The organism is Pseudomonas sp. TWR1-1-3 (assembly GCF_049896805.1).
Taxonomy (GTDB): domain Bacteria; phylum Pseudomonadota; class Gammaproteobacteria; order Pseudomonadales; family Pseudomonadaceae; genus Aquipseudomonas; species Aquipseudomonas bubulae.
On sequence record NZ_JAFCUZ010000007.1, the window covers coordinates 57,507 to 78,203 of the forward strand.

At 58.9% G+C, this 20,697-nt stretch carries 21 protein-coding genes; 11 read left to right on the forward strand and 10 right to left on the reverse strand.

Going from position 1 to position 20,697, the window contains the following annotated elements; all coding sequences use genetic code 11:
- Positions 1-16 precede the first annotated feature (16 nt).
- Together ACP7BE_RS22065 and ACP7BE_RS22070 are read left to right on the forward strand one after the other, a co-directional pair.
- Positions 17-835: a gamma-carboxygeranoyl-CoA hydratase gene (locus ACP7BE_RS22065; RefSeq protein ID WP_095001679.1), complete on the forward strand. Its 819-nt coding sequence runs from the start codon at positions 17-19 to the stop codon at positions 833-835.
- On the forward strand, positions 832-2,772 hold the full coding sequence (locus tag ACP7BE_RS22070) for an acetyl/propionyl/methylcrotonyl-CoA carboxylase subunit alpha (protein ID WP_153327880.1): 1,941 nt from the start codon (positions 832-834) through the stop codon (positions 2,770-2,772). Before ACP7BE_RS22065 ends, ACP7BE_RS22070 begins: the two co-directional genes overlap by 4 nt.
- A 60-nt stretch (positions 2,773-2,832) precedes the next feature.
- On the opposite strand, the gene ACP7BE_RS22075 is transcribed toward ACP7BE_RS22070, so the two are convergent.
- The gene (locus ACP7BE_RS22075) at positions 2,833-3,492 is read right to left on the reverse strand and encodes a LexA family protein (protein ID WP_095001681.1); all 660 of its coding nucleotides are present in this window, start codon (positions 3,490-3,492) and stop codon (positions 2,833-2,835) included.
- Positions 3,493-3,621: 129 nt separating this feature from the next.
- Here ACP7BE_RS22075 and ACP7BE_RS22080 point away from each other — a divergent pair, with 129 nt between their 5' ends.
- Positions 3,622-3,969 carry a DUF6124 family protein gene (locus ACP7BE_RS22080; protein ID WP_095001682.1) on the forward strand — a complete coding sequence of 116 codons (348 nt, stop codon included), beginning with the start codon at positions 3,622-3,624 and terminating at the stop codon, positions 3,967-3,969.
- Positions 3,970-4,016: 47 nt separating this feature from the next.
- On the opposite strand, the gene ACP7BE_RS22085 is transcribed toward ACP7BE_RS22080, so the two are convergent.
- Positions 4,017-5,069: a Glu/Leu/Phe/Val dehydrogenase dimerization domain-containing protein gene (locus ACP7BE_RS22085; RefSeq protein ID WP_095020896.1), complete on the reverse strand. Its 1,053-nt coding sequence runs from the start codon at positions 5,067-5,069 to the stop codon at positions 4,017-4,019.
- Between the two features lie 170 nt (positions 5,070-5,239).
- Between ACP7BE_RS22085 and ACP7BE_RS22090 the strand changes: the two genes are divergently transcribed.
- The 3 genes from ACP7BE_RS22090 (at position 5,240) to ACP7BE_RS22100 (ending at position 8,878) form a co-directional block, all read left to right on the forward strand.
- Positions 5,240-5,707, forward strand: a complete 468-nt coding sequence (locus ACP7BE_RS22090) for an Lrp/AsnC family transcriptional regulator (RefSeq protein ID WP_095001684.1) — start codon at positions 5,240-5,242, stop codon at positions 5,705-5,707.
- Between the two features lie 535 nt (positions 5,708-6,242).
- A complete protein-coding gene (locus ACP7BE_RS22095) occupies positions 6,243-7,394 on the forward strand; it encodes a M14 family metallopeptidase (protein ID WP_095001685.1) in 1,152 nt (383 codons plus the stop codon).
- A 173-nt stretch (positions 7,395-7,567) separates the two neighbouring features.
- Positions 7,568-8,878 carry a protein kinase gene (locus tag ACP7BE_RS22100; protein ID WP_426107283.1) on the forward strand — a complete coding sequence of 437 codons (1,311 nt, stop codon included), beginning with the start codon at positions 7,568-7,570 and terminating at the stop codon, positions 8,876-8,878.
- A gap of 56 nt (positions 8,879-8,934) precedes the next feature.
- Here ACP7BE_RS22100 and ACP7BE_RS22105 read toward each other — a convergent pair whose 3' ends face one another.
- From ACP7BE_RS22105 to ACP7BE_RS22115, 3 genes are all read right to left on the reverse strand, one after another.
- A complete protein-coding gene (locus ACP7BE_RS22105) occupies positions 8,935-9,639 on the reverse strand; it encodes a YebC/PmpR family DNA-binding transcriptional regulator (RefSeq protein ID WP_016782338.1) in 705 nt (234 codons plus the stop codon).
- Positions 9,640-9,746: 107 nt separating this feature from the next.
- Complete coding sequence (locus ACP7BE_RS22110) at positions 9,747-11,138, reverse strand: FAD-dependent oxidoreductase (RefSeq protein WP_095001687.1); 1,392 nt, start codon at positions 11,136-11,138, stop codon at positions 9,747-9,749.
- A 15-nt stretch (positions 11,139-11,153) separates the two neighbouring features.
- Positions 11,154-12,479 carry an MFS transporter gene (locus ACP7BE_RS22115; RefSeq protein ID WP_307988144.1) on the reverse strand — a complete coding sequence of 442 codons (1,326 nt, stop codon included), beginning with the start codon at positions 12,477-12,479 and terminating at the stop codon, positions 11,154-11,156.
- Between the two features lie 291 nt (positions 12,480-12,770).
- On the opposite strand from ACP7BE_RS22115, the gene ACP7BE_RS22120 reads away from it, so the two are divergent.
- Complete coding sequence (locus tag ACP7BE_RS22120) at positions 12,771-13,640, forward strand: LysR substrate-binding domain-containing protein (RefSeq protein WP_095001689.1); 870 nt, start codon at positions 12,771-12,773, stop codon at positions 13,638-13,640.
- Positions 13,641-13,684: 44 nt separating this feature from the next.
- On the opposite strand, the gene ACP7BE_RS22125 is transcribed toward ACP7BE_RS22120, so the two are convergent.
- Positions 13,685-14,542, reverse strand: a complete 858-nt coding sequence (locus tag ACP7BE_RS22125; protein ID WP_095001690.1) for a LysR substrate-binding domain-containing protein — start codon at positions 14,540-14,542, stop codon at positions 13,685-13,687.
- A 113-nt stretch (positions 14,543-14,655) separates the two neighbouring features.
- Between ACP7BE_RS22125 and ACP7BE_RS22130 the strand changes: the two genes are divergently transcribed.
- Complete coding sequence (locus ACP7BE_RS22130; protein ID WP_095001691.1) at positions 14,656-15,765, forward strand: 2-aminoethylphosphonate--pyruvate transaminase; 1,110 nt, start codon at positions 14,656-14,658, stop codon at positions 15,763-15,765.
- 72 nt (positions 15,766-15,837) lie between these two features.
- Positions 15,838-16,665, forward strand: a complete 828-nt coding sequence (gene phnX / locus ACP7BE_RS22135) for a phosphonoacetaldehyde hydrolase (protein WP_426107287.1) — start codon at positions 15,838-15,840, stop codon at positions 16,663-16,665.
- Positions 16,666-16,728: 63 nt separating this feature from the next.
- Here the strand turns inward: phnX and ACP7BE_RS22140 are convergent, their stop codons facing one another.
- A complete protein-coding gene (locus ACP7BE_RS22140; RefSeq protein ID WP_095001693.1) occupies positions 16,729-17,277 on the reverse strand; it encodes an NADPH-dependent FMN reductase in 549 nt (182 codons plus the stop codon).
- Between the two features lie 196 nt (positions 17,278-17,473).
- Between ACP7BE_RS22140 and ACP7BE_RS22145 the strand changes: the two genes are divergently transcribed.
- A complete protein-coding gene (locus tag ACP7BE_RS22145; protein WP_095001694.1) occupies positions 17,474-17,695 on the forward strand; it encodes a hypothetical protein in 222 nt (73 codons plus the stop codon).
- A 171-nt stretch (positions 17,696-17,866) separates the two neighbouring features.
- On the forward strand, positions 17,867-18,778 hold the full coding sequence (locus ACP7BE_RS22150; protein WP_095001695.1) for a LysR substrate-binding domain-containing protein: 912 nt from the start codon (positions 17,867-17,869) through the stop codon (positions 18,776-18,778).
- A 53-nt stretch (positions 18,779-18,831) separates the two neighbouring features.
- On the opposite strand, the gene ACP7BE_RS22155 is transcribed toward ACP7BE_RS22150, so the two are convergent.
- From ACP7BE_RS22155 to rnhA, 3 genes are all read right to left on the reverse strand, one after another.
- Positions 18,832-19,407, reverse strand: coding sequence for a GNAT family N-acetyltransferase (locus ACP7BE_RS22155; RefSeq protein WP_095019315.1), 576 nt, complete (start codon positions 19,405-19,407; stop codon positions 18,832-18,834).
- 67 nt (positions 19,408-19,474) lie between these two features.
- Positions 19,475-20,233 (reverse strand): DNA polymerase III subunit epsilon, encoded by a 759-nt coding sequence (gene dnaQ, locus ACP7BE_RS22160; RefSeq protein ID WP_095001697.1) that lies wholly within the window; start codon positions 20,231-20,233, stop codon positions 19,475-19,477.
- Positions 20,226-20,678: a ribonuclease HI gene (gene rnhA / locus ACP7BE_RS22165; RefSeq protein ID WP_095001698.1), complete on the reverse strand. Its 453-nt coding sequence runs from the start codon at positions 20,676-20,678 to the stop codon at positions 20,226-20,228. Before rnhA ends, dnaQ begins: the two co-directional genes overlap by 8 nt.
- Positions 20,679-20,697: the final 19 nt, after the last annotated feature.

Genomic DNA, 20,697 nt, shown 5'->3' on the forward strand with positions numbered 1-20,697 from the left:
TTCAGGACTGACAAACATGATGGATTTCAACACCCTCGAACTGCACACCGATCCCCGGGGCTTTGCCACCCTGTGGTTGAGCCGCGAGCAGAAGAACAATGCATTCAATGCCGAGATGATTCGTGAGCTGATTCTGGCGCTGGAGGCCGTACAAGCCGACCCTGCCCTGCGTTTTCTGGTGCTGCGCGGGCGCGGCAAGCATTTCAGCGCCGGTGCCGATCTGGCCTGGATGCAGCAATCGGCCGAACTGGACTACCACACCAACCTTGACGACGCCCGCCACCTGGCCGAGCTGATGTACAACCTGGCCAAGCTGAAAATGCCCACCCTGGCCGTGGTCCAGGGCGCGGCCTATGGTGGTGCGCTGGGCCTGATCAGTGCCTGCGACATGGCTATCGGCACCGAAGACGCGCAGTTCTGTCTGTCGGAAGTGCGTATCGGCCTGGCACCTGCGGTGATCAGCCCCTTTGTGGTGCAGGCCATAGGTGAGCGCGCTGCCCGCCGCTACGCCTTGACGGCTGAACGCTTCAGCGGCGAACGTGCCCGGGAACTGGGCTTGCTATCGGAGTGCTACCCGCTCGCCGAGCTTGAACAGCACATCGGCCTCTGGATTGACAACCTGCTGCTCAACAGCCCCCAGGCCATGCGCTCATGCAAGGACCTGTTGCGGGAAGTCAGCCACGGAGCACCGACCCTGGCTATTCGCCGTTACTGCGAAAACGCCATAGCTCGCATCCGCGTCAGCCCCGAAGGCCAGGAGGGCTTGCGCGCCTTTCTGCAAAAACGTGCCCCCAGCTGGCAAGCCGATCCATCGACCCTGGAGCCGCGTTCATGAGCGCCCCTATTCTGACATCCGTACTGGTTGCCAACCGTGGCGAAATCGCCTGCCGGGTAATGCGCACAGCCAGGGCCCTGGGCCTCACCACAGTAGCCGTCCACAGCGCGACCGATCGCGATGCGCGGCATTGCCGCGAAGCCGATATCTGCGTAGACCTGGGGGGCAGCAAAGCGGCCGACAGCTACCTGAAAATCGACAAGATCATTGCAGCCGCCAAGGCCAGTGGGGCCCAGGCCATTCATCCCGGTTATGGCTTTTTGTCGGAGAACGCAGGCTTTGCCCGTGCCATTGAAGCTGCCGGGCTGATATTTCTCGGCCCGCCCGCCAGTGCCATTGATGCCATGGGCAGCAAGTCCGCCGCCAAGACCCTGATGGAAGTGGCGGGCGTACCGCTGGTGCCGGGTTACCACGGCGAAGCCCAGGATCTGGAAACCTTTCGCCTCGCCGCAGAACGCATCGGCTATCCGGTGCTGCTCAAAGCCACGGCAGGTGGTGGTGGCAAGGGCATGAAGGTGGTCGAGGACGTCGCCCAGCTGGCAGAGGCGCTGGCCTCGGCACAGCGCGAAGCCCTGTCGTCCTTTGGCGATGCGCGCATGCTGGTGGAAAAGTACGTACTCAAGCCACGACACGTGGAAATCCAGATTTTTGCCGACCAGCACGGCAACTGCCTGTACCTCAATGAGCGCGACTGCTCGATTCAGCGCCGCCACCAGAAAGTCGTAGAGGAAGCGCCAGCACCGGGCCTGAGTGTCGAACAGCGTCAGGCAATGGGCGAGTCCGCCGTGCGTGCGGCCCAGGCCATCGGTTATGTGGGCGCGGGCACTGTAGAGTTCCTGCTGGATGCGCGAGGCGAGTTCTTCTTTATGGAGATGAATACGCGCCTGCAGGTTGAGCACCCGGTCACTGAAGCCATCACCGGCCTCGACCTGGTGGCCTGGCAAATCCGCGTGGCACGGGGTGAAACCCTGCCCATCAGCCAGGCTCAGGTCCCGTTGAACGGCCATGCCATAGAAGTGCGACTGTATGCAGAAGACCCGGGCCATGATTTCCTTCCGCAAACCGGCCGTCTTGAGGTGTATCGCGAGTCGGCCGCTGGCCCGGGCCGTCGCGTGGACAGCGGTGTCAGCGAGGGCGACGAAGTTTCACCGTTCTACGACCCGATGCTGGGCAAGCTGATTGCTTGGGGTGAAGACCGCGAGCAGGCACGTTTGCGCCTGATGGCCATGCTCGATGAATTCGCTATTGGCGGGCTGAAAACCAACCTGAATTTCTTGCGCCGCATTATCGGCCACCCTGCCTTCGCCGCAGCCGAACTCGATACCGGATTTATCCCACGCTACGAGGAAGAATTACTGCCTGCTGCCGAACCTTTGCCTACGGCATTCTGGTCTGCCGCTGCCCAGGCATTCAGCCAAAGCCAACCGCTACGGGTGCGCAACGATGACCCGGCATCGCCCTGGTCGGCAGCCAATGGCTTTCGTAGCGGCCTGCCGGCAAACACCTTGCTGGTTCTGGCCTGCAAGGGTGAACAGCAGGTTATCCACCTCAGTGGCAACACCACCACTTTGCGCGATGAACACTTGCTCATCGAGCAGGACGGTGTACGCCGTCAGCACCTGGCCATCCGTCGGGGCGATGCGCTGTACCTGCGCTGGGACGGTGATCTGCACTGCGTGCGTCTGCACGATCCGATCAGCGCCGTGGACGCCAGTCACACGGCCCAGGGCGGCCTGACTGCACCGATGAACGGCAGCATCGTACGTGTGCTGGTCGAGGTTGGGCAAACCGTCGAGGCCGGTGCTCAGCTGGTGGTACTGGAAGCCATGAAAATGGAACACAGCCTGCGAGCCCCCCATGCAGGCGTGATCAAGGCGCTGTTTTTCCAGGAAGGTGAAATGGTCAGTGAGGGCTCGGCACTGGTCGAGCTGGAATGAGAAAAGGCGGGTACCGTGACCGGTATCCGCCTTTTCACTTGCAGCTTGGACACACCGCTTCTAAAACTTGGCAGTGGCCTGTACCACCACGCCGATAATCCGGCAGTTTTCATCAAACAGGGTTTTCGGGTAGGTCGGATTAAGTGGCTTGAGGTAACGTTGCCCGCTTTCTTCGATCAACTGCCGGAAAGTCGTGGCATCGGATTCCGGCGTAAGAGCGATGACCATTTTGCCTGGCGTGGCCTCGATGTCCGGATCAACCAGAATCATCATCCCCTGCGCAATGCTGACCCCCACCGGGGCAGTCATTGCGTCTCCCGTGACCAGCAGCCAGAACGCAGCGCCCTTGGCGTAGTGATCACTCACTTCAAACAGCGTACCGGGCGGTGCATAACCGGGCAGCAGCTTTTCGCTGACGTGACCCGCCGCTACCCAGTCGCGCACCGGGTAGCGGAATGCCGATGTGATCTCGTAGGTGTATTCGTCAACCCCGGGCTTGTCGCCCGCCTCGTTGCGCTCACGAATCACCAGGGCGACCTCAAGGTGCTCCAGCCCAAGGGCGTGAAGTACGTTGTTCATCGTCGGCAAGTCGGGTTGACGGCGTTTATTGAGCCAATGGCCGACTCCGCCCTGGGAAGCCCCGACGCGTTCGGCTAGTTTTTCTTGCGTGAGTTTCAGCTCGCGCAATTTGGTTCTGACTAAAGCGATCCATTTATCCATCTGCCGAACAATACGGATTGAATTCGACGCAACAATACACGAATTGTATTATTTACTTATAAGATAAAAATACTTAATGTATTAATCTGCTTTAGCTGACTCGATCAACTCCTGAGACGCAGGTAAATCATGACTCCAATAACAAAAATCCCTTTCGAAACCGAGTCCGATGCCGGGCTTGAATCCATCAAGGACAGCATCGCGACCCAGCGTGCCCTCGACTATTATTTGAAACCTCCTGTTTCTCAACACGCTACGGGTAAGAAAATTTTCCAGGTCAGCGATGACGTGAGCCAGGAAGAAGCTCTGGTGCTGGCCTCGGATTACTTGCGCTGCGCAATTGCCAATGCGCAAAGCGCCAGCGAGCATCAGCAGGGCTCTCAACGGGATCTGCTGCTGAGCCTGCTGCTGCTTATGGAGCCATCCCGGCAATTGCTGGACAAGGCTATCGACATGCAACAACTGACTGCCCGCTGAAGTGAAAAGGCGCTGATTGCCTGCTGCGGGCACCAGCGCCCTGGCTATCACGCGTTCAGACGCTCCTGGGCGAGGCTGTCGGCAATGCGCGTGGTGTTCATGTCCTGCGCTTTAGCCCTTAGAAAGATCTGACGCAACGTCTCGCCAATGCCTTCAACGTGCTGGCGAACCTGCTCAGGCGTGCCACCGTTGTACTCGTAAGACACGTCAATAATGCCGCCCGCATTGATTGCGTAATCCGGTGCGTGCAAGCAACCCCGACGCCACAGTTCATCGGCATGGGAAGCCTTGGCCAATTGATTGTTGGCCGCACCGGCAATCACCGGTGCACGCAGTACCTGCAAGGTTTCATCGTTGATGATGGCACCCATGGCACAGGGCGAGAACACGTCGACATCAAGCCCGTAAATATCCAGTGCACTGACCGCATGGGCACCGAGTTCGTCGACAGCACGGCGCACATTGGCCTCCTGGATATCGTGAACCCACAGCTCGGCGCCCGCCTCCTTCAGGTGCCGGGCCAGGTTGTATCCCACCTGACCCAACCCTTGAACGGCCACCCGCAGGCCCGTCAGGTCGTGGCGCCCCAAACGCTGCAACACTGCCTCACGCAGGCCAATAAAGACCCCGAGGGCGGTAGCCGGAGACGGGTCACCACTGCGCGTGCCACCGCCCAGTTGTTCGCGGGTGCCAGCACCCACCACGTGGCGGGTGCGCTGGCCCATGAGGGCCATTTCAGCAACCCCGGTGCCGGAGTCCGCCGCCGTGATGTAGCGTCCGCCCATGCTTTCGACAAAACCGCCCATTGCCTGAAACAGCGCCTCGCTCTTGTCTTTGCGCGGGTCACCAATGATCACCGCCTTGCCGCCACCCAATGGCAACCCGGCCAGCGCCGACTTGTACGTCATGCCACGGGACAGGCGCAGCACATCGTTCAAGGCTTGCTGCTCGTCGGCATAGGGCCACATGCGGCAACCGCCCAGGGCTGGCCCCAGGCGCGTGTTGTGCACCGCAATAATGGCCTTGAGGCCCGTGGCCTTGTCATGACAGAACTGGACGTGTTCGTGGTGATCGAATTCGGGGTGGGTAAAAATCGGCATTGCGTTCTCTCTCTTGTTTTTAGCCAGAATGCGAGCCAGACCTTAAAGTCAGTCTGTGACCCGTGGCAAAAGAGTGAGGGTTTTACCTAGGATTTTTCTTTCTAAATTGCAGGAATTGTTCTGCTAATCTGCATGCATCATTCAAAAACAATAAGAAAACAGATCAATTCATGCAGATAAAGTTAAGCGCCATCGACCGCAAGATCCTTCGCCTGCTTCAGCACAATGCCGACCTGTCTGCCGCCGAGGTGGCGGAACGCGTGGAATTGTCACAGTCACCCTGCTGGCGGCGTATCCACCGCCTGCAAGAGGAAGGGCTGATCGAGCGCAAGGTCGCCCTGCTCAACCCGAAAAAACTCGGCCTCAATGTAGTGGTGTTCGTCAATGTGCGGCTGTCGGGCCACGGCCGTCGCCATCTGACCGAGTTTGAAGAGGCGATTACCGATTACCCCGAAGTGATCGAGTGCTACACCATGGCCGGGGACATGGACTACCTGCTCAAGGTGGTCACCCACGATATCGACAGCTACGAACGTTTTTTGCGCGATCACTTGCTGCAGAAACCACACGTACAGGAAGCCCACTCCAATATCGCCATGAGTGAGGTCAAACGCACCACGGAACTGTTACTCGATTAGGTCTGCAGGCCGCTGGATAGAGCATTGGGCCGGGGAGTGAAAAATTAATTTCGGAAAAGCGCGGGAAATAGCTTGATTTGCAAATGATAATGATTATTATTGCATGCAGCTGGTCGCGAGATCAGTCGATAATTCAAGGGACCTTAGGTCGGTCTTTTGAATTACCTCCTCATCAGGCTAATCACGGTTATTTGACCCGGCTTCTGGCCGGGTCTTTTTTTTGCGGCCAGTTATCTGGCTCTGCGTGCTTCAGGCTAATGAAGTCTGGTGTGCAGCCATTTTCTTGGGTGGCCGTCACGATAGGGTGATGATAGCAAAAGAACATCGAGAAACGGAAGCCTGAAGTCTAGGACTATAGCCGTAATGGCAATCTAGCACTTGAGAATCACTCGCAAAAACTCTACAATTGCGATGCGTCAAGGATGACGCCCCCCTTCGCTATTTCCTTCTTCCTCCCGCCTAAAATTCTGTATTGGCCTATCGCCATAGCACGGTACAGTAACGTCCACAATTATCAGATTTCGGGATTTGGACGATGACCGTGGCGCCCTCTTCACTTCATATCAGCAGCGACTTCGACAGCGGCAATATCCAGGTGCTGGATACCAGCAACCCGTTGCAGGTAAAACTTGCCATCAAGCCGGACACCAAGAGCCCGCATTTTCAGTGGTTCCATTTCAAGGTCGATGGCCTGACACCCGGTCACACCCACCATTTCCAATTGAGCAACGCCAGCCAGTCTTCCTACAATAAAGCGTGGGATGGCTACCAGGCAGTGGCGTCTTACGATCAAGAAAACTGGTTCAGGGTACCGAGCGATTTCGACGGCACATCCCTGAATATTCATTTTGCAGCCGAGCAACCTCAGGCCTGGTTTGCCTACTTCGAACCCTACAGCCGCGCACGTCATGATCAGTTGATCAAAAATGCCCTGCAGTGGTCAGGTTGCGAGCTGCTGGCCACCGGCAAGAGCGTTGAAGGTCGCGACATCCAGTTGTTGCGCAAAGGTAGCGGCGCCAGCCACAAGCGCAAGATCTGGATCATCGCCCAGCAACATCCCGGCGAACATATGGCCGAATGGTTTATGGAAGGCCTGTTGGAGCGTCTGGAGCAAGGCAGCGACCCGCAAATGCGCAAGCTGCTGGACTACGCTGATCTTTACCTGATTCCCAACATGAACCCTGATGGCGCCTTCCACGGGCACCTGCGGACCAATGCCAACGGTCAGGACCTGAACCGCGCCTGGCAAAACACCAGCCCGCAGGTCAGCCCCGAAGTGTTTTTTGCCCTGGAGCAGATGAGCCAGTACGGCGTCGATCTCTTCCTCGACATTCATGGCGACGAAGAAATCCCCTATGTGTTTACCGCAGGCTGCGAAGGTAACCCGGGCTACACCCAGCGCCTGGCAACTCTGGAAGAACGCTTTCGCACGCACCTCAGCGCCCTGACCAAAGATTTCCAGACCACCCACGGCTACACCCGCGACGAACCCGGGCAAGCCAATATGACCCTGGCCTGCAACAGCGTTGGCCAACGCTTCGACTGCCTGTCGCTGACCCTGGAGATGCCGTTCAAGGACAACAACGATGCGCCGGACCCGCAGACCGGCTGGGATGGCAAGCGTTCTAAGCAATTGGCCAAGGACGTGCTGACCACCCTTTCGACGATGGTCAGAGAGCTGCGTTAAAAGCTGCATAAGCAGTACCGGGCCCGACCAAGGGCCCTTTACCGCTGACTGGCCAGAGCCCAGGTGCATCACGTTTTGCGCTCATAACCCGCCGACAAATCCTCGGCCCCAAGCCGATAAATCGCTATCATGCGCGACACTTTTTATCCTGCTTACGAGTCCCGACCCTGCATATGGATACCCTCGCTAAACTGCGCGCTGGCCAACTGGCGGGCCTCAAACGTCTTGATCTGTCGTGCGGGCTGACCGAGTTTCCGGCCGAGATATTCCAGTTGGCCGACACCCTGGAAATCCTCAACCTCAGCGGCAACGCCCTGAGCAGCCTGCCCGCTGACCTGCATCGCCTGACCCGGTTACGCATCCTCTTTTGCTCGGACAATCAATTCACCGAGCTGCCGGTTTGTCTTGGGCAGTGTGCGCAATTGAGCATGATTGGTTTCAAGGCCAACCGGATCGCCAACGTACCCGGTGCGGCACTGCCTCCTTTACTGCGCTGGCTGATCCTGACCGACAATTGCATCGAGCAACTGCCCGAAGAGCTGGGCCAGCGGCCACTGCTGCAAAAGCTGATGCTGGCCGGTAACCGCTTGCAGCAACTGCCCGCCAGTCTGGCCAAGTGCGAGCGCCTGGAGCTGATCCGCCTGGCTGCCAACCAGTTCAGCGAACTGCCCGACACCCTGCTGGCCTTGCCGGGCCTGAGCTGGCTGGCGTATGCCGGCAACCCGCTGCGTGAAGATGCCAGCACCCGGCACCAGACCGACACCACGCCAAATATTGACTGCTCGCAGCTCGAGCTTGAGCAAAAGCTGGGCGAAGGCGCTTCCGGGATCATTTATCAGGCGCAGTGGCGCGCACCGGGGCAATCCCTGCAACCGGTGGCGGTCAAACTGTACAAGGGCAGCATCACCAGTGATGGCTCGCCGCTCAATGAAATGAATGCCTGCATCGCGGCAGGCCAGCATCCAAACCTGATCAAGGTACTGGGCCGCGTCACGGGTCATCCCGACGATCAGGCCGCATTGGTGATGGAACTGATCGACCCGTCCTTTATCAATCTCGCGGCCCTGCCCAGCTTCGACACCTGTAGCCGCGACGTGTATGCCGACAGCACCCGTTTCACCCGCGACAGCGCCTTGCGCATTGCCCGCGGTATTGCCTCGGCGGCCGGCCACCTGCACGCGCAGGGCATCTGCCATGGCGACTTGTACGCACACAATATTTTATTCAATGCCCGGGGTGACTGCCTGCTGGGCGATTTCGGTGCCGCGTGCTTCCATGCCCTGAACGACAGCCCGCAAAGCCGGGCGCTGCAACGCATCGAAGTGCGAGCATTCGGGATTTTGCTGGGCGAGTTGCTGGAGCGGATCGACTCGGGCTTGAGCGATCAACAGCGCATTGAGCTGCAAGGGTTGCAACAGCGCTGTATTCAGCCAGAGGTACTGGCACGGCCGGGATTTGCCGAGGTTATACGGGCATTACAGTAAGTCCCGTAGCAGCTGCCTTCGTTCCTCGGCAGCTGCTACGGGATAGGCTCGATGGCTTACGCCAACGCTACAAACATGTCCTGCACGTCGTCCTGCTCTTCCAGCTTGGCCAGAAACTCTTGTACTTCGGCCATTTGCTCGTCCGTCAAACCGCTTACCGGGTTCTTCGGCTGGTAGCCCAGCTTGGCTGAAACCACGGTAAAACCTTGCTCGGGCAATGCTTTCTGTACAGCGTCGAGGTCAGTCGGCTCGGTGATGAACAAGGTCGTGCCTTCTTCTTCGCCTTCTTCGAAATCCTGGGCACCGGCTTCAATCGCGGCCATTTCAGGGTCTGCGTCCGGGGTATCAGGCTTGGCCTCGATCATGCCGACATGATTGAAGTCCCACGCCACCGAACCCGAAGCGCCCAGTTGGCCCTTGCGGAAGGCCACGCGGATTTCAGCGACGGTACGGTTGATGTTGTCCGTCAGGCACTCAATGATCAGCGGCACCTGGTGGGGAGCGAAACCCTCGTAGGTAACGCGGTGGTATTGCACGGCCTCGGTGCCGATACCGGCGCCCTTGTTGATCGCGCGCTTGATGGTGTCAGCCGGCATCGAGGCTTTTTTGGCCTGCTCATAGACCAGACGCAAGTGCGAGTTCATGTCCGGGTCGGCGCCGTTGCGCGCAGCAACCGTCAATTCCTTGGCCAGCTTGCCAAAAATCTTGCCGCGGCTGTTGGCGGCGTCCGCTTTATGTTTAACCTTCCACTGTGCGCCCATTACTCACTCTCTCAATCTGGTGTGTCGCAGCCTGTCGGCCGTCGAATGGGCGCAAGTTTATACGGCAAGAAGTCGGCAATCGACCAAAAAATCCAATTGATACCTGCTTAACCCTTGTCAGCCTTGCCCGCCGCCGCGGCAAATCTGGCCAGGCGCACATCCAGATGCCGAGGCCGGCGACCATGATCTTCGGCCCGTTCCTTGCGCCGAATGGCGTTGCGCACCATCAGCGACCCCAGGTAACGAATGGGTTCGGGCGGGAAATACCCCAACGGTCCATTGACCAGCGGCGAGCGGGTCCAGTCATTGGCCAGCCCCAACACCAGCGAGGCGAGAATCTGCCCGCCCATATGGCAAGGCCCCACGCCGCTGCCCGAATAACCAAAGCCATAAAACACATTGCCGTGGCTGCTCATCTGACCAAAAAACGGCAAACCGGTGACAGAGCGGTCTGAAGGACCATTCCATGTCGCCTCGATCCCAACCCCGGCAAACGCCGGAAAGAACTGCTCCAGGCTTTTGCCCAGCAGCCCGGCGTAGGGCGACGGCTGATCGAACACAGGCAGCATGCGCCCACCGTAGGCAAAGGTATTGCCACCCTTGCCCAACATGATTCGTCCGTCCGGGGTGTTGTGGTAGTAGTGCACGAATATTCTCGAATCGAGCACGGTGACACCACTGGTCAGGCCGATGTCCTGCAGCAGGTCCGGGCGCGGCTCGGTGATCAGCATGTCGCTGGAGACAATCGCCACACTGCGCTCGAACTGCGGGAATGCCCGGGCCATCCAGGCATTCATCGCGAGCACCACGCGGTCAGCACGAATGCTTCCGCCAGGCGTGCGGATCAGCGCCGGCGCGCCCTCTTCCAGCCCGGTCATTGGCGTGTTTTCGTGGATTTTAACCCCCAACTGCAAGGCCACCCGACGCAAACCACGCACCAGTTTGCCAGGCTGTACGCTGGCAGCAGCGGGAGAAAACCAGCCCTCCAGATGCTGGGCAGAACCGGCCCGGCGCTGCACTTCATCAACCGCCAGCTTGCTGAACGAGTTGATGGCCTGGCGCTCCAGCGCAGCAATCACGCCATCCGTCGATCCGATCTGGGCCTGATTGGTCGCGGTGTATAACGTGCCATCGAGGCGGTAATCAGCCTCCACACCATAGCGCTCACAAAATGCACCGATTGCGTAAATGCTCTGTTCCGAGGCTTTGACCAGCCGCACGGCCTCCTCCACGCCGAACAACCGCTCAAGGGTGAAATACTTGGCCGACCATGACAGCGCACAGCCACCGTTGCGCCCGCTGGCACCTGCGCCGCATATATCGGCTTCAATCAGCACCACATCCAGTTCAGGGCTTTGCTCCTTGAGCATGATCGCCGTCCATAACCCGGTATAACCGCCCCCCACAATGCACACCTGGGCACGGGTTTCACCCGCCAGCGCCTCGCAGGGTGCTTCATTTTCCAGGGCCAGTGCCTGTTCCAGCCAAAAAGGTCGCATGGGTCATTCTCCTGCTCAGGTGCGTAAAGGCTTGATCAGCAATGGATGATTGGGCACAAACGGGCACGCGGCTTTGAGCCCCGCAGGTCGGCTGTTCCAGTGCGGAATCAGCACCAGCGAGGAAAACAGCGCGCAGCAGGCAAATACGATAAACACCGTGACCGTGTCGAAATAACCGGGCAGCAGGCCGCCCAGAATCGCCCCGACCGAGCCGCAGCCATTGACGAACCCCGCCGCCGTGGCTCCGGCCTTGGCGGTGCCAAAATCAATGGCTGCAGCGCCGCTGATCATGGAGTCAGGCCCGTACAGGGTCAGGCCCATGACAAACAGCAAGGCCACCACCAGCACCACGCTGCCGGAATGCAGTGCACCCATGAAAAACGCCAGGGAAACGGTCAGCGCCAACAGGCTCAAAATGCAGGCAGGCATGCGCCGGGCACCGAACAGCTTGTCGGAGGCCAGGCCGATCATGATCGGCCCCAGCAAACCCGCCAACTCAAAGGCCGTAGGAATAATCGCGGCGCCGACCTTGCCCACTTGCGGCATTTGCTCGAACACAATCACCGGCCCCCACAGCAGAATCGCGTAACGCGCCGGCTTGAGCATGAAATACGCCAGACCCAGGGTCAGCACCGTGCGATTGCGAATGATCTCGCGCAGCGGCGCCCAGATGCTGATGCGTTTTTCGGCAGCGATTTCCTCAGCACTCATGTCGGGCTCTGGCTCGACAGCGGGCAGGCCAACATCTTGCGGCGTATTGCGCTGGAAGATAAAGAACAGCACCGCCACCAGCGCCACCACCGCCGCGCTGGAAATAAACGCCGCATGCCAGCTGCCGATCAGCGTATACGCCCACCACCCGGCAAAGGGTGAGGCCACCAGCCCGCCAAAGGCGTAGCACGAACTCCACAGTCCCAGCACCCGACCACGTTGCTGCGCCGGGAAAAAGCTGCCGATGTTTTTGCACAGCCCCGACCAGCCGGTGGATTGCGCCAGACCCTGGATCAGCATGCAGGTGGCAAAGATCGGCAAGGTGGCGTAAGTGCCCATCACCAACGCCGCCAGTGCAGAGATGATCAAGCCGCCCAGCACCACAACCCGCGGGCCGAAGCGATCGGCGAGGATGCCCCAGGTAAATTGCCCTACGGCGTAGGCTGCCAGATAGATGGCATCGAGGTTGGCCATTGCCATCTTGTCCAGATGAAAGCCGGGGTCATCAGCAATCCCCAGTTTGGCCACGGAAAAGGCTTTGCGAGTGAAGTAAAAGGCCGCGTAGGCCAGCCAGGTGATGGCAAAAATCTGCACGCGCCAGCGCTTGATGGTGGCAAAGGAGTTGTTCATGTCGGGTCTGACCTCAGAGGTGGAATGTGCCGGCAGAATCAGAAGAGAACGCCTGTTTTTTTATTGTGTTGAGCACTTCAATACCGCCCTTCAGACAAGAGCCGTATTTGACAGACACACCCTGAACGGCCCGTTTTTTGTTGGAGTTAGGGGCTGCACATCAGTGTGTCGCGACCCACCGTTATCGAGGACATAACGCCGGGCTGAGGTCGATCAAAGCAATTACTGACTAATAGGTAAAATCGATTTATCGTATTTCACTCATAAGCTCAGCTTGTAAGAGGTTTTTCAATGTCAGTTTCCCATGCGCAGTTGAAGGCCTTTCATGCCGTCGCCGTTCACGGCAGTTTCACGCGGGCTGCCGAACGTCTGTTTTTAAGCCAGCCGGCCATCTCCGATCAGGTCAGAAAACTTGAAGAACGCTTCGGGGTGTTGCTGTTCCACCGCAACAAGCGCTCGGTGCGCCTTACCGACCTGGGTGAGCGGTTGCTGAGCATCACCCAACGCCTGTTCGGGGTACAGGCCGAGGCCCAGGAGTTACTGCAGGACTCCCAGGCCCTGCAAACCGGCAGCCTGATCCTGGCGGTGGACGCCCCTGTTCATGTGTTGCCGCAAATCGCCCGCTTTTGCCAGCGCTACCCCGGGATCACGGTAAAAATCGAAACAGGCAACACCGACGAATGTCTGGCGCGGCTGTTCAACTACCAGGCAGACCTGGCCCTGCTGGGGCGCGATGTGAATGATGACCGGCTGCTGAGCGTGCCCTTGCGCAGCGACCCGATGGTGGCGTTTGTAGCACGCACGCACCCTTGGGCAAGCCGCCGTTCGATCTGCCTGGCCGACCTGGATGACACACCGCTGGTATTGCGCGAAGTCGGTTCGGTAACCCGGCAAACCCTGGAAGAAGAAATGAGCCAGGCCGGCCTGCGTATCCGCGCCGCGATCCAGGTAGAGGGTCGTGAAGCGGCGCGTGAAGCAGTGGTGGTCGGGATTGGCGTGGGGGTGGTGTCGGCGGCGGAGTTTGGCTCGGACTCCCGGGTGTGCGCCCTGCCCATCATCGACTGCAAAAGGCGCCTGACCGAAACCCTGGTGTGCCTGCAGGAGCAGAGCTCACGGCGGGTAGTGGCAACGTTTCTGGAGATTGTGCGGGCAGACCTGTAACACACCATTCGTAGCAGCTGCTACGCGTGTTATTCCCGCACAAATCACACCGCCAGCTCCATAAACGCCTTGATCAACCGCAACTCGGCCCGCCGTTCCATGCAGCCGAGCATATGCAGATTGACCAGCCCCGCGCCGTTGATCGGTACCGCACGCACGCGGGGGTCATGACTGACTTCCACCGACGACACAATGCCCACACCCAACTGCGCAGCGACGGCTTCGGTTACCGCCTCCCGGCTGTCCAGTTCCAGTAATACCCGTGGATTGACTCCAGCCTGCTCACAGGCATTGTCGAAAGTGCGACGGGTAATCGAGGTTGGTTCACGCAGCACCATGATCACCTGATCCAGTTGCCCGATCGCGATGCCATCAGGCAAGGCCAGCCACGGGTGGTTGGCGGGAACCAGCGCACAAATCCGCGACTCGTTCAGCGCACGCAAGGCCAGGCCCTTGCGCGGCTCCACTTCGGTCAGCACCGCCACATCGGCATGCTCCGACAGCAACGCCGCCAGGGTTTCCTGAGCGTTGCCCAGGCGCAAATTCACGGTAACCCCCGGATAACGTGCGCGCAGGCTTGCCAGCATCGGCATCACCAGATGCGGACCATCGGCCGCCACCTCAAGTCGCCCGGTGAGCAACTGGCGGTTGGCCTCCAGCATGACCTGCGCTTCATCCACCAAACCGAACATGGCCCGGGTGATGGCCGCCAGCTTGGTGCCTTCTTCAGTCAACTCCACCCGCCGCGCCGTACGCCGCAGCAAGGTGATCTGGTAGTGCTCCTCAAGCGCCTTGATATGCCCGGTCACCGCCGGCTGGCTGATAAACAGGCGGGCCGCAGCCCGGGTAAAACTGCCCTCGCGGGCCACGGCATCAAACGCACGGAGCTGGAATAAATTCATTTATAAGCCTCACTGATGGCAGGCATAACAACAAACAATTTGATTGATATCAACACAAACTGCAATTTATGTCCTGTACCAAGTAGCCATCCCATGCTTGTGAGGAATTCAGAATGAGTACTGCCGCGCCGATCCTGCTGACCCCTGGCCCACTGACCACCTCGGCGCGTACCCGCCAGGCGATGATGGTTGACTGGGGCTCATGGGATGACAGCTTCAACCAGCTGACTGCCAGCCTGTGCCAGCAACTGCTGGCCATTATCAACGGCGCCGACAGCCATCACTGCGTGCCCCTGCAAGGCAGCGGCACCTTTGCCGTCGAAGCCGCCATCGGCACCCTGGTACCCCGGGATGGCAATGTACTGGTGCTGATCAACGGTGCGTACGGCAAACGCCTGGCGAAAATCTGCGAAGTGCTGGACCGTCGCTACAGCACCTTTGAAACCGCTGAAGACGAGCCCACCACGGCGGCAGACGTCGACCGCCTGCTGCATGCAGACCCGAGCATCACCCACGTGGCGTTGATCCACTGCGAAACCAGCACCGGCATCCTTAACCCGCTGCCCGACATTGCCGCAGTGATCGCTCAGCACGGCAAACGCCTGATCATCGATGCCATGAGTTCCTTCGGTGCCCTGCCGATCGATGCCCGGCAAGTCCCTTTTGATGCATTGATCGCTGCCTCCGGCAAATGCCTCGAAGGTGTGCCCGGCATGGGCTTTGTATTCGCCCGCAAAGAAGCCCTGGGCAATGCCGCCGGTAACAGCCATTCACTGGCAATGGACCTGCACGATCAGCACGTTTACATGAGCAAAACCGGACAATGGCGCTTTACCCCGCCGACCCATGTGGTAGCCGCCCTGCACGAGGCACTGCTGCAATACAACGAAGAAGGCGGCTTGCCTGCCCGCCATCAGCGTTACGCCAACAACTGCCAGGCCCTGCTCGACGGCATGGCCAAACTGGGCATTAGCAGTTTTCTGCCCGAGGCTATCCAGGCGCCGATTATCGTCACCTTCCATGCGCCAAAAGACCCCCGCTATCAGTTCAAGGAGTTCTACGAGCGGGTCAAGGCCAAGGGTTTCATCCTGTATCCGGGCAAATTGACCCAGGTTGAGACTTTTCGTGTGGGCTGCATCGGCCACGTCAATCAGGCCGAGATGCAGGCAGCCGTAGACGCCATAGGCCAGGTGCTGCAGGAAATGGAAGTCTTCGATATTTGATGGTGCAGGAACAGGCTAGAACAACCCTATTTACTTCGTGCGGCACAGCCCGCTCTTACAGGATTAACAGACATGAACTACACCAACCCGAGCAAGCTGCAAGCCGCCATCCTCGACTGGGCCGGCACCGTGGTCGATTTCGGCTCGTTCGCCCCAACCCAGATTTTTGTCGAAGCCTTTGCCGAGTTTGACGTGCAGGTGTCCATCGAAGAAGCTCGCGGGCCGATGGGCATGGGCAAGTGGGACCACATTCGTACCCTGTGTGATCAGCCGCAGATAACCGAGCGCTATAAAAAAGTGTTTGGCCGTGCACCGACCGACGATGACGTCACCGCGATTTATGAGCGCTTTATGCCGCTGCAGATCGAAAAGATCGCCGAGCATTCGGCCCTGATTCCCGGCGCACTGGACACCATTGCCCAACTGCGTGAGCAAGGTATCAAGATCGGCTCCTGCTCGGGCTACCCCGCGCAGGTCATGGCCAAAGTGGTTGAACTGGCCGCCACCAATGGCTATGTGGCCGACCACGTCGTGGCCACCGATGAAGTCCCTAACGGTCGCCCCTGGCCGGCCCAGGCACTGGCCAACGTGATCGCGCTGGGCATTGATGATGTGGGTGCCTGCGTCAAGATCGACGACACCGTACCGGGCATTCTTGAAGGTCGCCGCGCCGGCATGTGGACCGTGGCGCTGGTGTGCTCGGGCAACGCCCTGGGCCTGACCTGGGAACAATACAAGACACTGGCCCCGGCAACCCTGGACAGCGAACGCAACCGCATTCACGCCCTGTTCGCCGGATCTCGCCCCCACTATCTGATCGACACCATCAGCGACCTGCCCGCAGTGATTAGCGATATCAACCAGCGCCTGGCCAAGGGCGAGATGCCGCAGAGCAGCTGATAGCTGCAGGTTGATAGCTGCAAGCTGCAAGTTTCTGACTTGCGGCTTGCGACTGCTGTAGTCCTAGCGCTCTACCCACCCGGCAAACTGATCGATAAATTTCTGCAAAAACGGTCGGGTTTTATCCGACAGTTTACCGGATGCATCAAACGCATCACCGGCTCCTCCCAGATAGGCCTCAGGCTGCTGCATGCACGGCACATCGAGAAACACCAGCGACTGGCGCAAGTGATGGTTAGCCCCAAAGCCACCAATGGCCCCAGGCGAAACGCTGATCACCGCGCCCGGCTTGCCACTGAACACACTCTGCCCATAGGGCCGCGAACCGACATCAATGGCGTTTTTCAACACCCCTGGCACCGAGCGGTTGTACTCGGGGGTCACAAACAGGATGGCATCGGCCGGGCGGATCTGATCGCGAAAAACCGTGTATGGCGCAGGTGGCGACGCACCATCAATGTCTTCGTTGTAAAGCGCCAGCTCACCGATTTCGACAATAAACAGTTTCAGGCTTGGCGGAGCCAGCTCTGCCAGAGCCTGAGCCACTTTTCGATTGAGGGAATCCTTCCTCAAACTGCCAACCAACACTGCAACGCTGTAGACCTTGCTCATGGAAAACCCCGAGTCAGTAGCTGTAGGAAGAGTAGTTATAGATGATCGGACGGCTTTCTTGCACCCCAGTTCACCCTATCGGCCTGCAAGCCTGTAAAGTAGGGGGACTATTTTTTTCACATGGTTAAACTTCCCCTGCTGAACAACGGTCTACAGAACCGCAAATTGGGTGTTTATCTCCAGAGGTTCTCTACAAATGGCGGCAGTTCTCGTTGGACAATTTCATGCAAGAGATGCGGAAGGTCGCGTCTATTCCGTGCATGAGTTTGAAGATTCACAAGCAACCGGCGATCAACCCGTAATGACCTACAAACTGGCCATTGGCGATCGTGTCAAAAAGAACGATGACAACAACTTCGAGCTGGTGCAGTCGGGTGTCATCCTGGTTCGCGACCCGTCGCCCGTCGTCGCAGCCTGACCTGCCACTCAGGGCGTACAGGTTGAAGTCAAAGGATGAGAGACGGATCAGGCTTCGCAACGCTGAAACCTCATCTGCCGGGCACTGGTGTCGGGCCTCATGATTACGATCCTTTTTGACGACAACAGACGCCGTCAAAAAGGATCAGTATTTGCGAGACAGGACACCAGTATGCGTCTACGCCACATCGAAGTGATTCAAGCCATCTTGCAAACCGGCAACCTCGGCCATGCTGCCGAATTGCTGCAATTGCCCACGGCCACCCTCAACGCAACGCTGCAGGAAGCCGAACAGCAATTGGGCTTTATGCTGTTTGCCAGTATTCGCGGGAGGCTGCAAGCCACCCGCGACACCCTTGTGCTGCAACCCCTTATCAATCAGCTGTACCAGGCACTTGAGCCTCTGCGCCAGCTGGGCAACGAGCTGCGCCAGCATCAGGAACCGGCCTTGCGCATAGCCTGCAGCGAAACCCTGGCCCAACCGCTGCTGCCTCATTGCATAGGCGCCCTCAGACGGCGCTTTCCCGATACCCCGACAACCTTGAGCAGCCAGCCTTGCGCCGAAATTGTGCGCCGTCTGTTAATGGACGAATGCGATCTGGGCTTGAGCCTGCAGCAATCGGAGCAATCCGGGATCGAATCTCAGCCACTGGTTCAAGGCAAGGTGCAGTTTCTGGCGCCTCATGGCTGGTTGTCACCCAAGCACAAATACATCGCACTGCAAGAGCTGGCGGGACAGGCAATGATCGGCCTGCATCAGCACGACCCGTTGAGCCGCCTGCTCGACAGCAAGCTGCAAGCCTTGCGTCCGGCACCGGTGGTGCAGATTCAGGTGCAGAGTTACCAGATGATGCGCAGCATGGTCGAAGCGGGAGAAGGACTGGCGCTGGTCGACCCGTTCACGGCAGTGGGTGCCAGGGCAAGCGGGCTGGATGTGTGCCCGATCTCACCGGCGATCCCGGTGACGCTCTATGCGCTTACACGCAAAGGCACCCGGCACGGGCTGGCACTGGATGCCTTGCTGGAGATTGTGCGGCAAAAGGCCGAGGCATTGCTGGCGGATCAGGGCTTGGTGGTGCTTTAAAACACGATCCCTGTAGCAGCCGCCGAACGCAGCCTCGCAGAGCTCGACAACTGCTACAGATCCCTGCGCTCAAATATCAAATACCAGAAAATAGCCACTTCACGGGTCTGCGGGTCAATACCGCGATAGCGCAAATCATCGATGCCCCCTACCTGATACCCGCAACGCTCATACAATCGGCAGGCGCCCAGGTTGTTGTTCTGGGTCTCGAGCATGATCCCCGGCAGGTTTTTTTTATGGCTCCAGAACCTCACCACTTCCAGCAATGACCTGGCCACACCGTGGCGACGGGCGCCCGCGATAACGGCCAGTTCATCGACATGGGCAAAGCCGTTCCAGTGGGTGCTTACCACCACATGCCCCACGGGCTGGTTGTCCAGGTACGCCATAAAGATGTCGCTGCCCTTGCCACCGCGGTAGCTGGCGAACTCATCCGGGTCGATGCCGTAGCACTTGCGATAGGGCGTAATCAGCTCCAGCGGCCAGTGCTCGACCTTTTTATACCGGTCGGCACGGGCATAGGCACGAACTTCAAAGCTGAAATCGTTGCACCAGACATAGGGCGCAAAACCCTCGTCGGCCAGGCGTACCGAGACTTGAGGGTCTTGGGGGTTGATAACCAGATGCATGAAAAATCCTTCTTTCCTGTCGTCGACGCTGACAATAAGCGGCAGCGGCAGTCAGGTAGGCGCCAGGTTACTGCAGCGTCTGCCCTTTCGCGTCGAGGAGTTGCGCCCACAACGACGGGCCGCCAGCCGATTTGGCAATGGCTTCAAGTCGAGCCGCATGCTCGGTCAAGTCGCTTTCACTTGCACGAATAATCCGGCCCGGTTGACGGTCCGCCGACAGGCGGCGAATTTCGCTGGCCTGATTGCCCGACCCCTCACCCGAGCCATTACCGTCAGAAGCATTCCCGGCCAACGACAGGCTGGTCTGGCCACCGGTCATGGTCAGGTAAACGTCGGCCAGGATCTCGGAGTCGAGCAAGGCGCCGTGCAGCTCACGGCCCGAGTTGTCGACACCATAGCGTTTGCACAGCGCGTCGAGGCTGTTGCGCTGGCCCGGGTGACGGGCCCGTGCCATGGCCAGGGTATCGAGGATGGTGCAGTGCTGAGTCAGGTCGGCGCGATCGGTCTGGCCGATCAGGGCAAACTCGTTGTTGAGGAAGCCCACGTCAAACGCAGCGTTATGAATAATCAGCTGTGCGCCCTTGATGAATTCGAAAAACTCATCGGCGACTTCAGCAAAACGCGGCTTGCCCACCAGGAATTCATTGGTAATGCCGTGGACGCCAATGGCGCCTTCGTCACTTTCACGGTCGGGTTGCAGATACACGTGAAAATGGCGACCGGTCAAACGGCGCCCCATCAACTCGACGCAACCGATCTCGATCACCCGGTGGCCGTCGGTGACCGGCATACCGGTGGTTTCGGTATCGAGTACAACACTACGCATGCTTGATTCCCCGTACCTGATCGACCCCACGATTGGCCAACTGGTCGGCGCGCTCGTTGCCGGGATGGCCGATGTGACCGCGTACCCACTGCCATTTCACGGTGTGACGACTGACCTGCTCATCGAGCAGCTTCCACAGGTCGGCATTTTTTACCGGCTCCTTGGAGGCGGTTTTCCAGCCGCGTTTTTTCCAGTTGACCATCCACTCGGTGATGCCTTTCATCACATACTGCGAGTCAGTCACCAGCAGCACCTCACACGGACGCTTGAGCTCTTCAAGCCCGCGAATGGCGGCCATCAGTTCCATGCGGTTGTTGGTGGTATTGGCCTCGCCACCCCAGAGCTCTTTCTCGACACCCTGGCAGATCAGCAAGGCACCCCAGCCACCCGGGCCAGGATTGCCCTTGCAGGCACCATCGGTGAACATTTCAACGCTATCAATCATTGCAAACTATCCAGGTAAG

Bases quoted from the DNA above. Each gene is read 5' to 3' on its own strand.
- ACP7BE_RS22150 (WP_095001695.1), top strand. From the start codon at position 17,867: ATGCGTCTACGCCACATCGAAGTGATTCAAGCCATCTTGCAAACCGGC.
- ACP7BE_RS22125 (WP_095001690.1), bottom strand. From the start codon at position 14,542: ATGAATTTATTCCAGCTCCGTGCGTTTGATGCCGTGGCCCGCGAGGGC.
- rnhA (WP_095001698.1), bottom strand. From the start codon at position 20,678: ATGATTGATAGCGTTGAAATGTTCACCGATGGTGCCTGCAAGGGCAAT.
- ACP7BE_RS22110 (WP_095001687.1), bottom strand. From the start codon at position 11,138: ATGCGACCTTTTTGGCTGGAACAGGCACTGGCCCTGGAAAATGAAGCA.
- ACP7BE_RS22090 (WP_095001684.1), top strand. From the start codon at position 5,240: ATGCAGATAAAGTTAAGCGCCATCGACCGCAAGATCCTTCGCCTGCTT.
- ACP7BE_RS22070 (WP_153327880.1), top strand. From the start codon at position 832: ATGAGCGCCCCTATTCTGACATCCGTACTGGTTGCCAACCGTGGCGAA.
- ACP7BE_RS22155 (WP_095019315.1), bottom strand. From the start codon at position 19,407: ATGCATCTGGTTATCAACCCCCAAGACCCTCAAGTCTCGGTACGCCTG.
- phnX (WP_426107287.1), top strand. From the start codon at position 15,838: ATGAACTACACCAACCCGAGCAAGCTGCAAGCCGCCATCCTCGACTGG.
- ACP7BE_RS22120 (WP_095001689.1), top strand. From the start codon at position 12,771: ATGTCAGTTTCCCATGCGCAGTTGAAGGCCTTTCATGCCGTCGCCGTT.
- ACP7BE_RS22145 (WP_095001694.1), top strand. From the start codon at position 17,474: ATGGCGGCAGTTCTCGTTGGACAATTTCATGCAAGAGATGCGGAAGGT.
- ACP7BE_RS22080 (WP_095001682.1), top strand. From the start codon at position 3,622: ATGACTCCAATAACAAAAATCCCTTTCGAAACCGAGTCCGATGCCGGG.
- ACP7BE_RS22115 (WP_307988144.1), bottom strand. From the start codon at position 12,479: ATGAACAACTCCTTTGCCACCATCAAGCGCTGGCGCGTGCAGATTTTT.
- ACP7BE_RS22075 (WP_095001681.1), bottom strand. From the start codon at position 3,492: ATGGATAAATGGATCGCTTTAGTCAGAACCAAATTGCGCGAGCTGAAA.
- ACP7BE_RS22130 (WP_095001691.1), top strand. From the start codon at position 14,656: ATGAGTACTGCCGCGCCGATCCTGCTGACCCCTGGCCCACTGACCACC.
- ACP7BE_RS22065 (WP_095001679.1), top strand. From the start codon at position 17: ATGATGGATTTCAACACCCTCGAACTGCACACCGATCCCCGGGGCTTT.
- ACP7BE_RS22140 (WP_095001693.1), bottom strand. From the start codon at position 17,277: ATGAGCAAGGTCTACAGCGTTGCAGTGTTGGTTGGCAGTTTGAGGAAG.
- ACP7BE_RS22095 (WP_095001685.1), top strand. From the start codon at position 6,243: ATGACCGTGGCGCCCTCTTCACTTCATATCAGCAGCGACTTCGACAGC.
- ACP7BE_RS22085 (WP_095020896.1), bottom strand. From the start codon at position 5,069: ATGCCGATTTTTACCCACCCCGAATTCGATCACCACGAACACGTCCAG.
- dnaQ (WP_095001697.1), bottom strand. From the start codon at position 20,233: ATGCGTAGTGTTGTACTCGATACCGAAACCACCGGTATGCCGGTCACC.
- ACP7BE_RS22105 (WP_016782338.1), bottom strand. From the start codon at position 9,639: ATGGGCGCACAGTGGAAGGTTAAACATAAAGCGGACGCCGCCAACAGC.
- ACP7BE_RS22100 (WP_426107283.1), top strand. From the start codon at position 7,568: ATGGATACCCTCGCTAAACTGCGCGCTGGCCAACTGGCGGGCCTCAAA.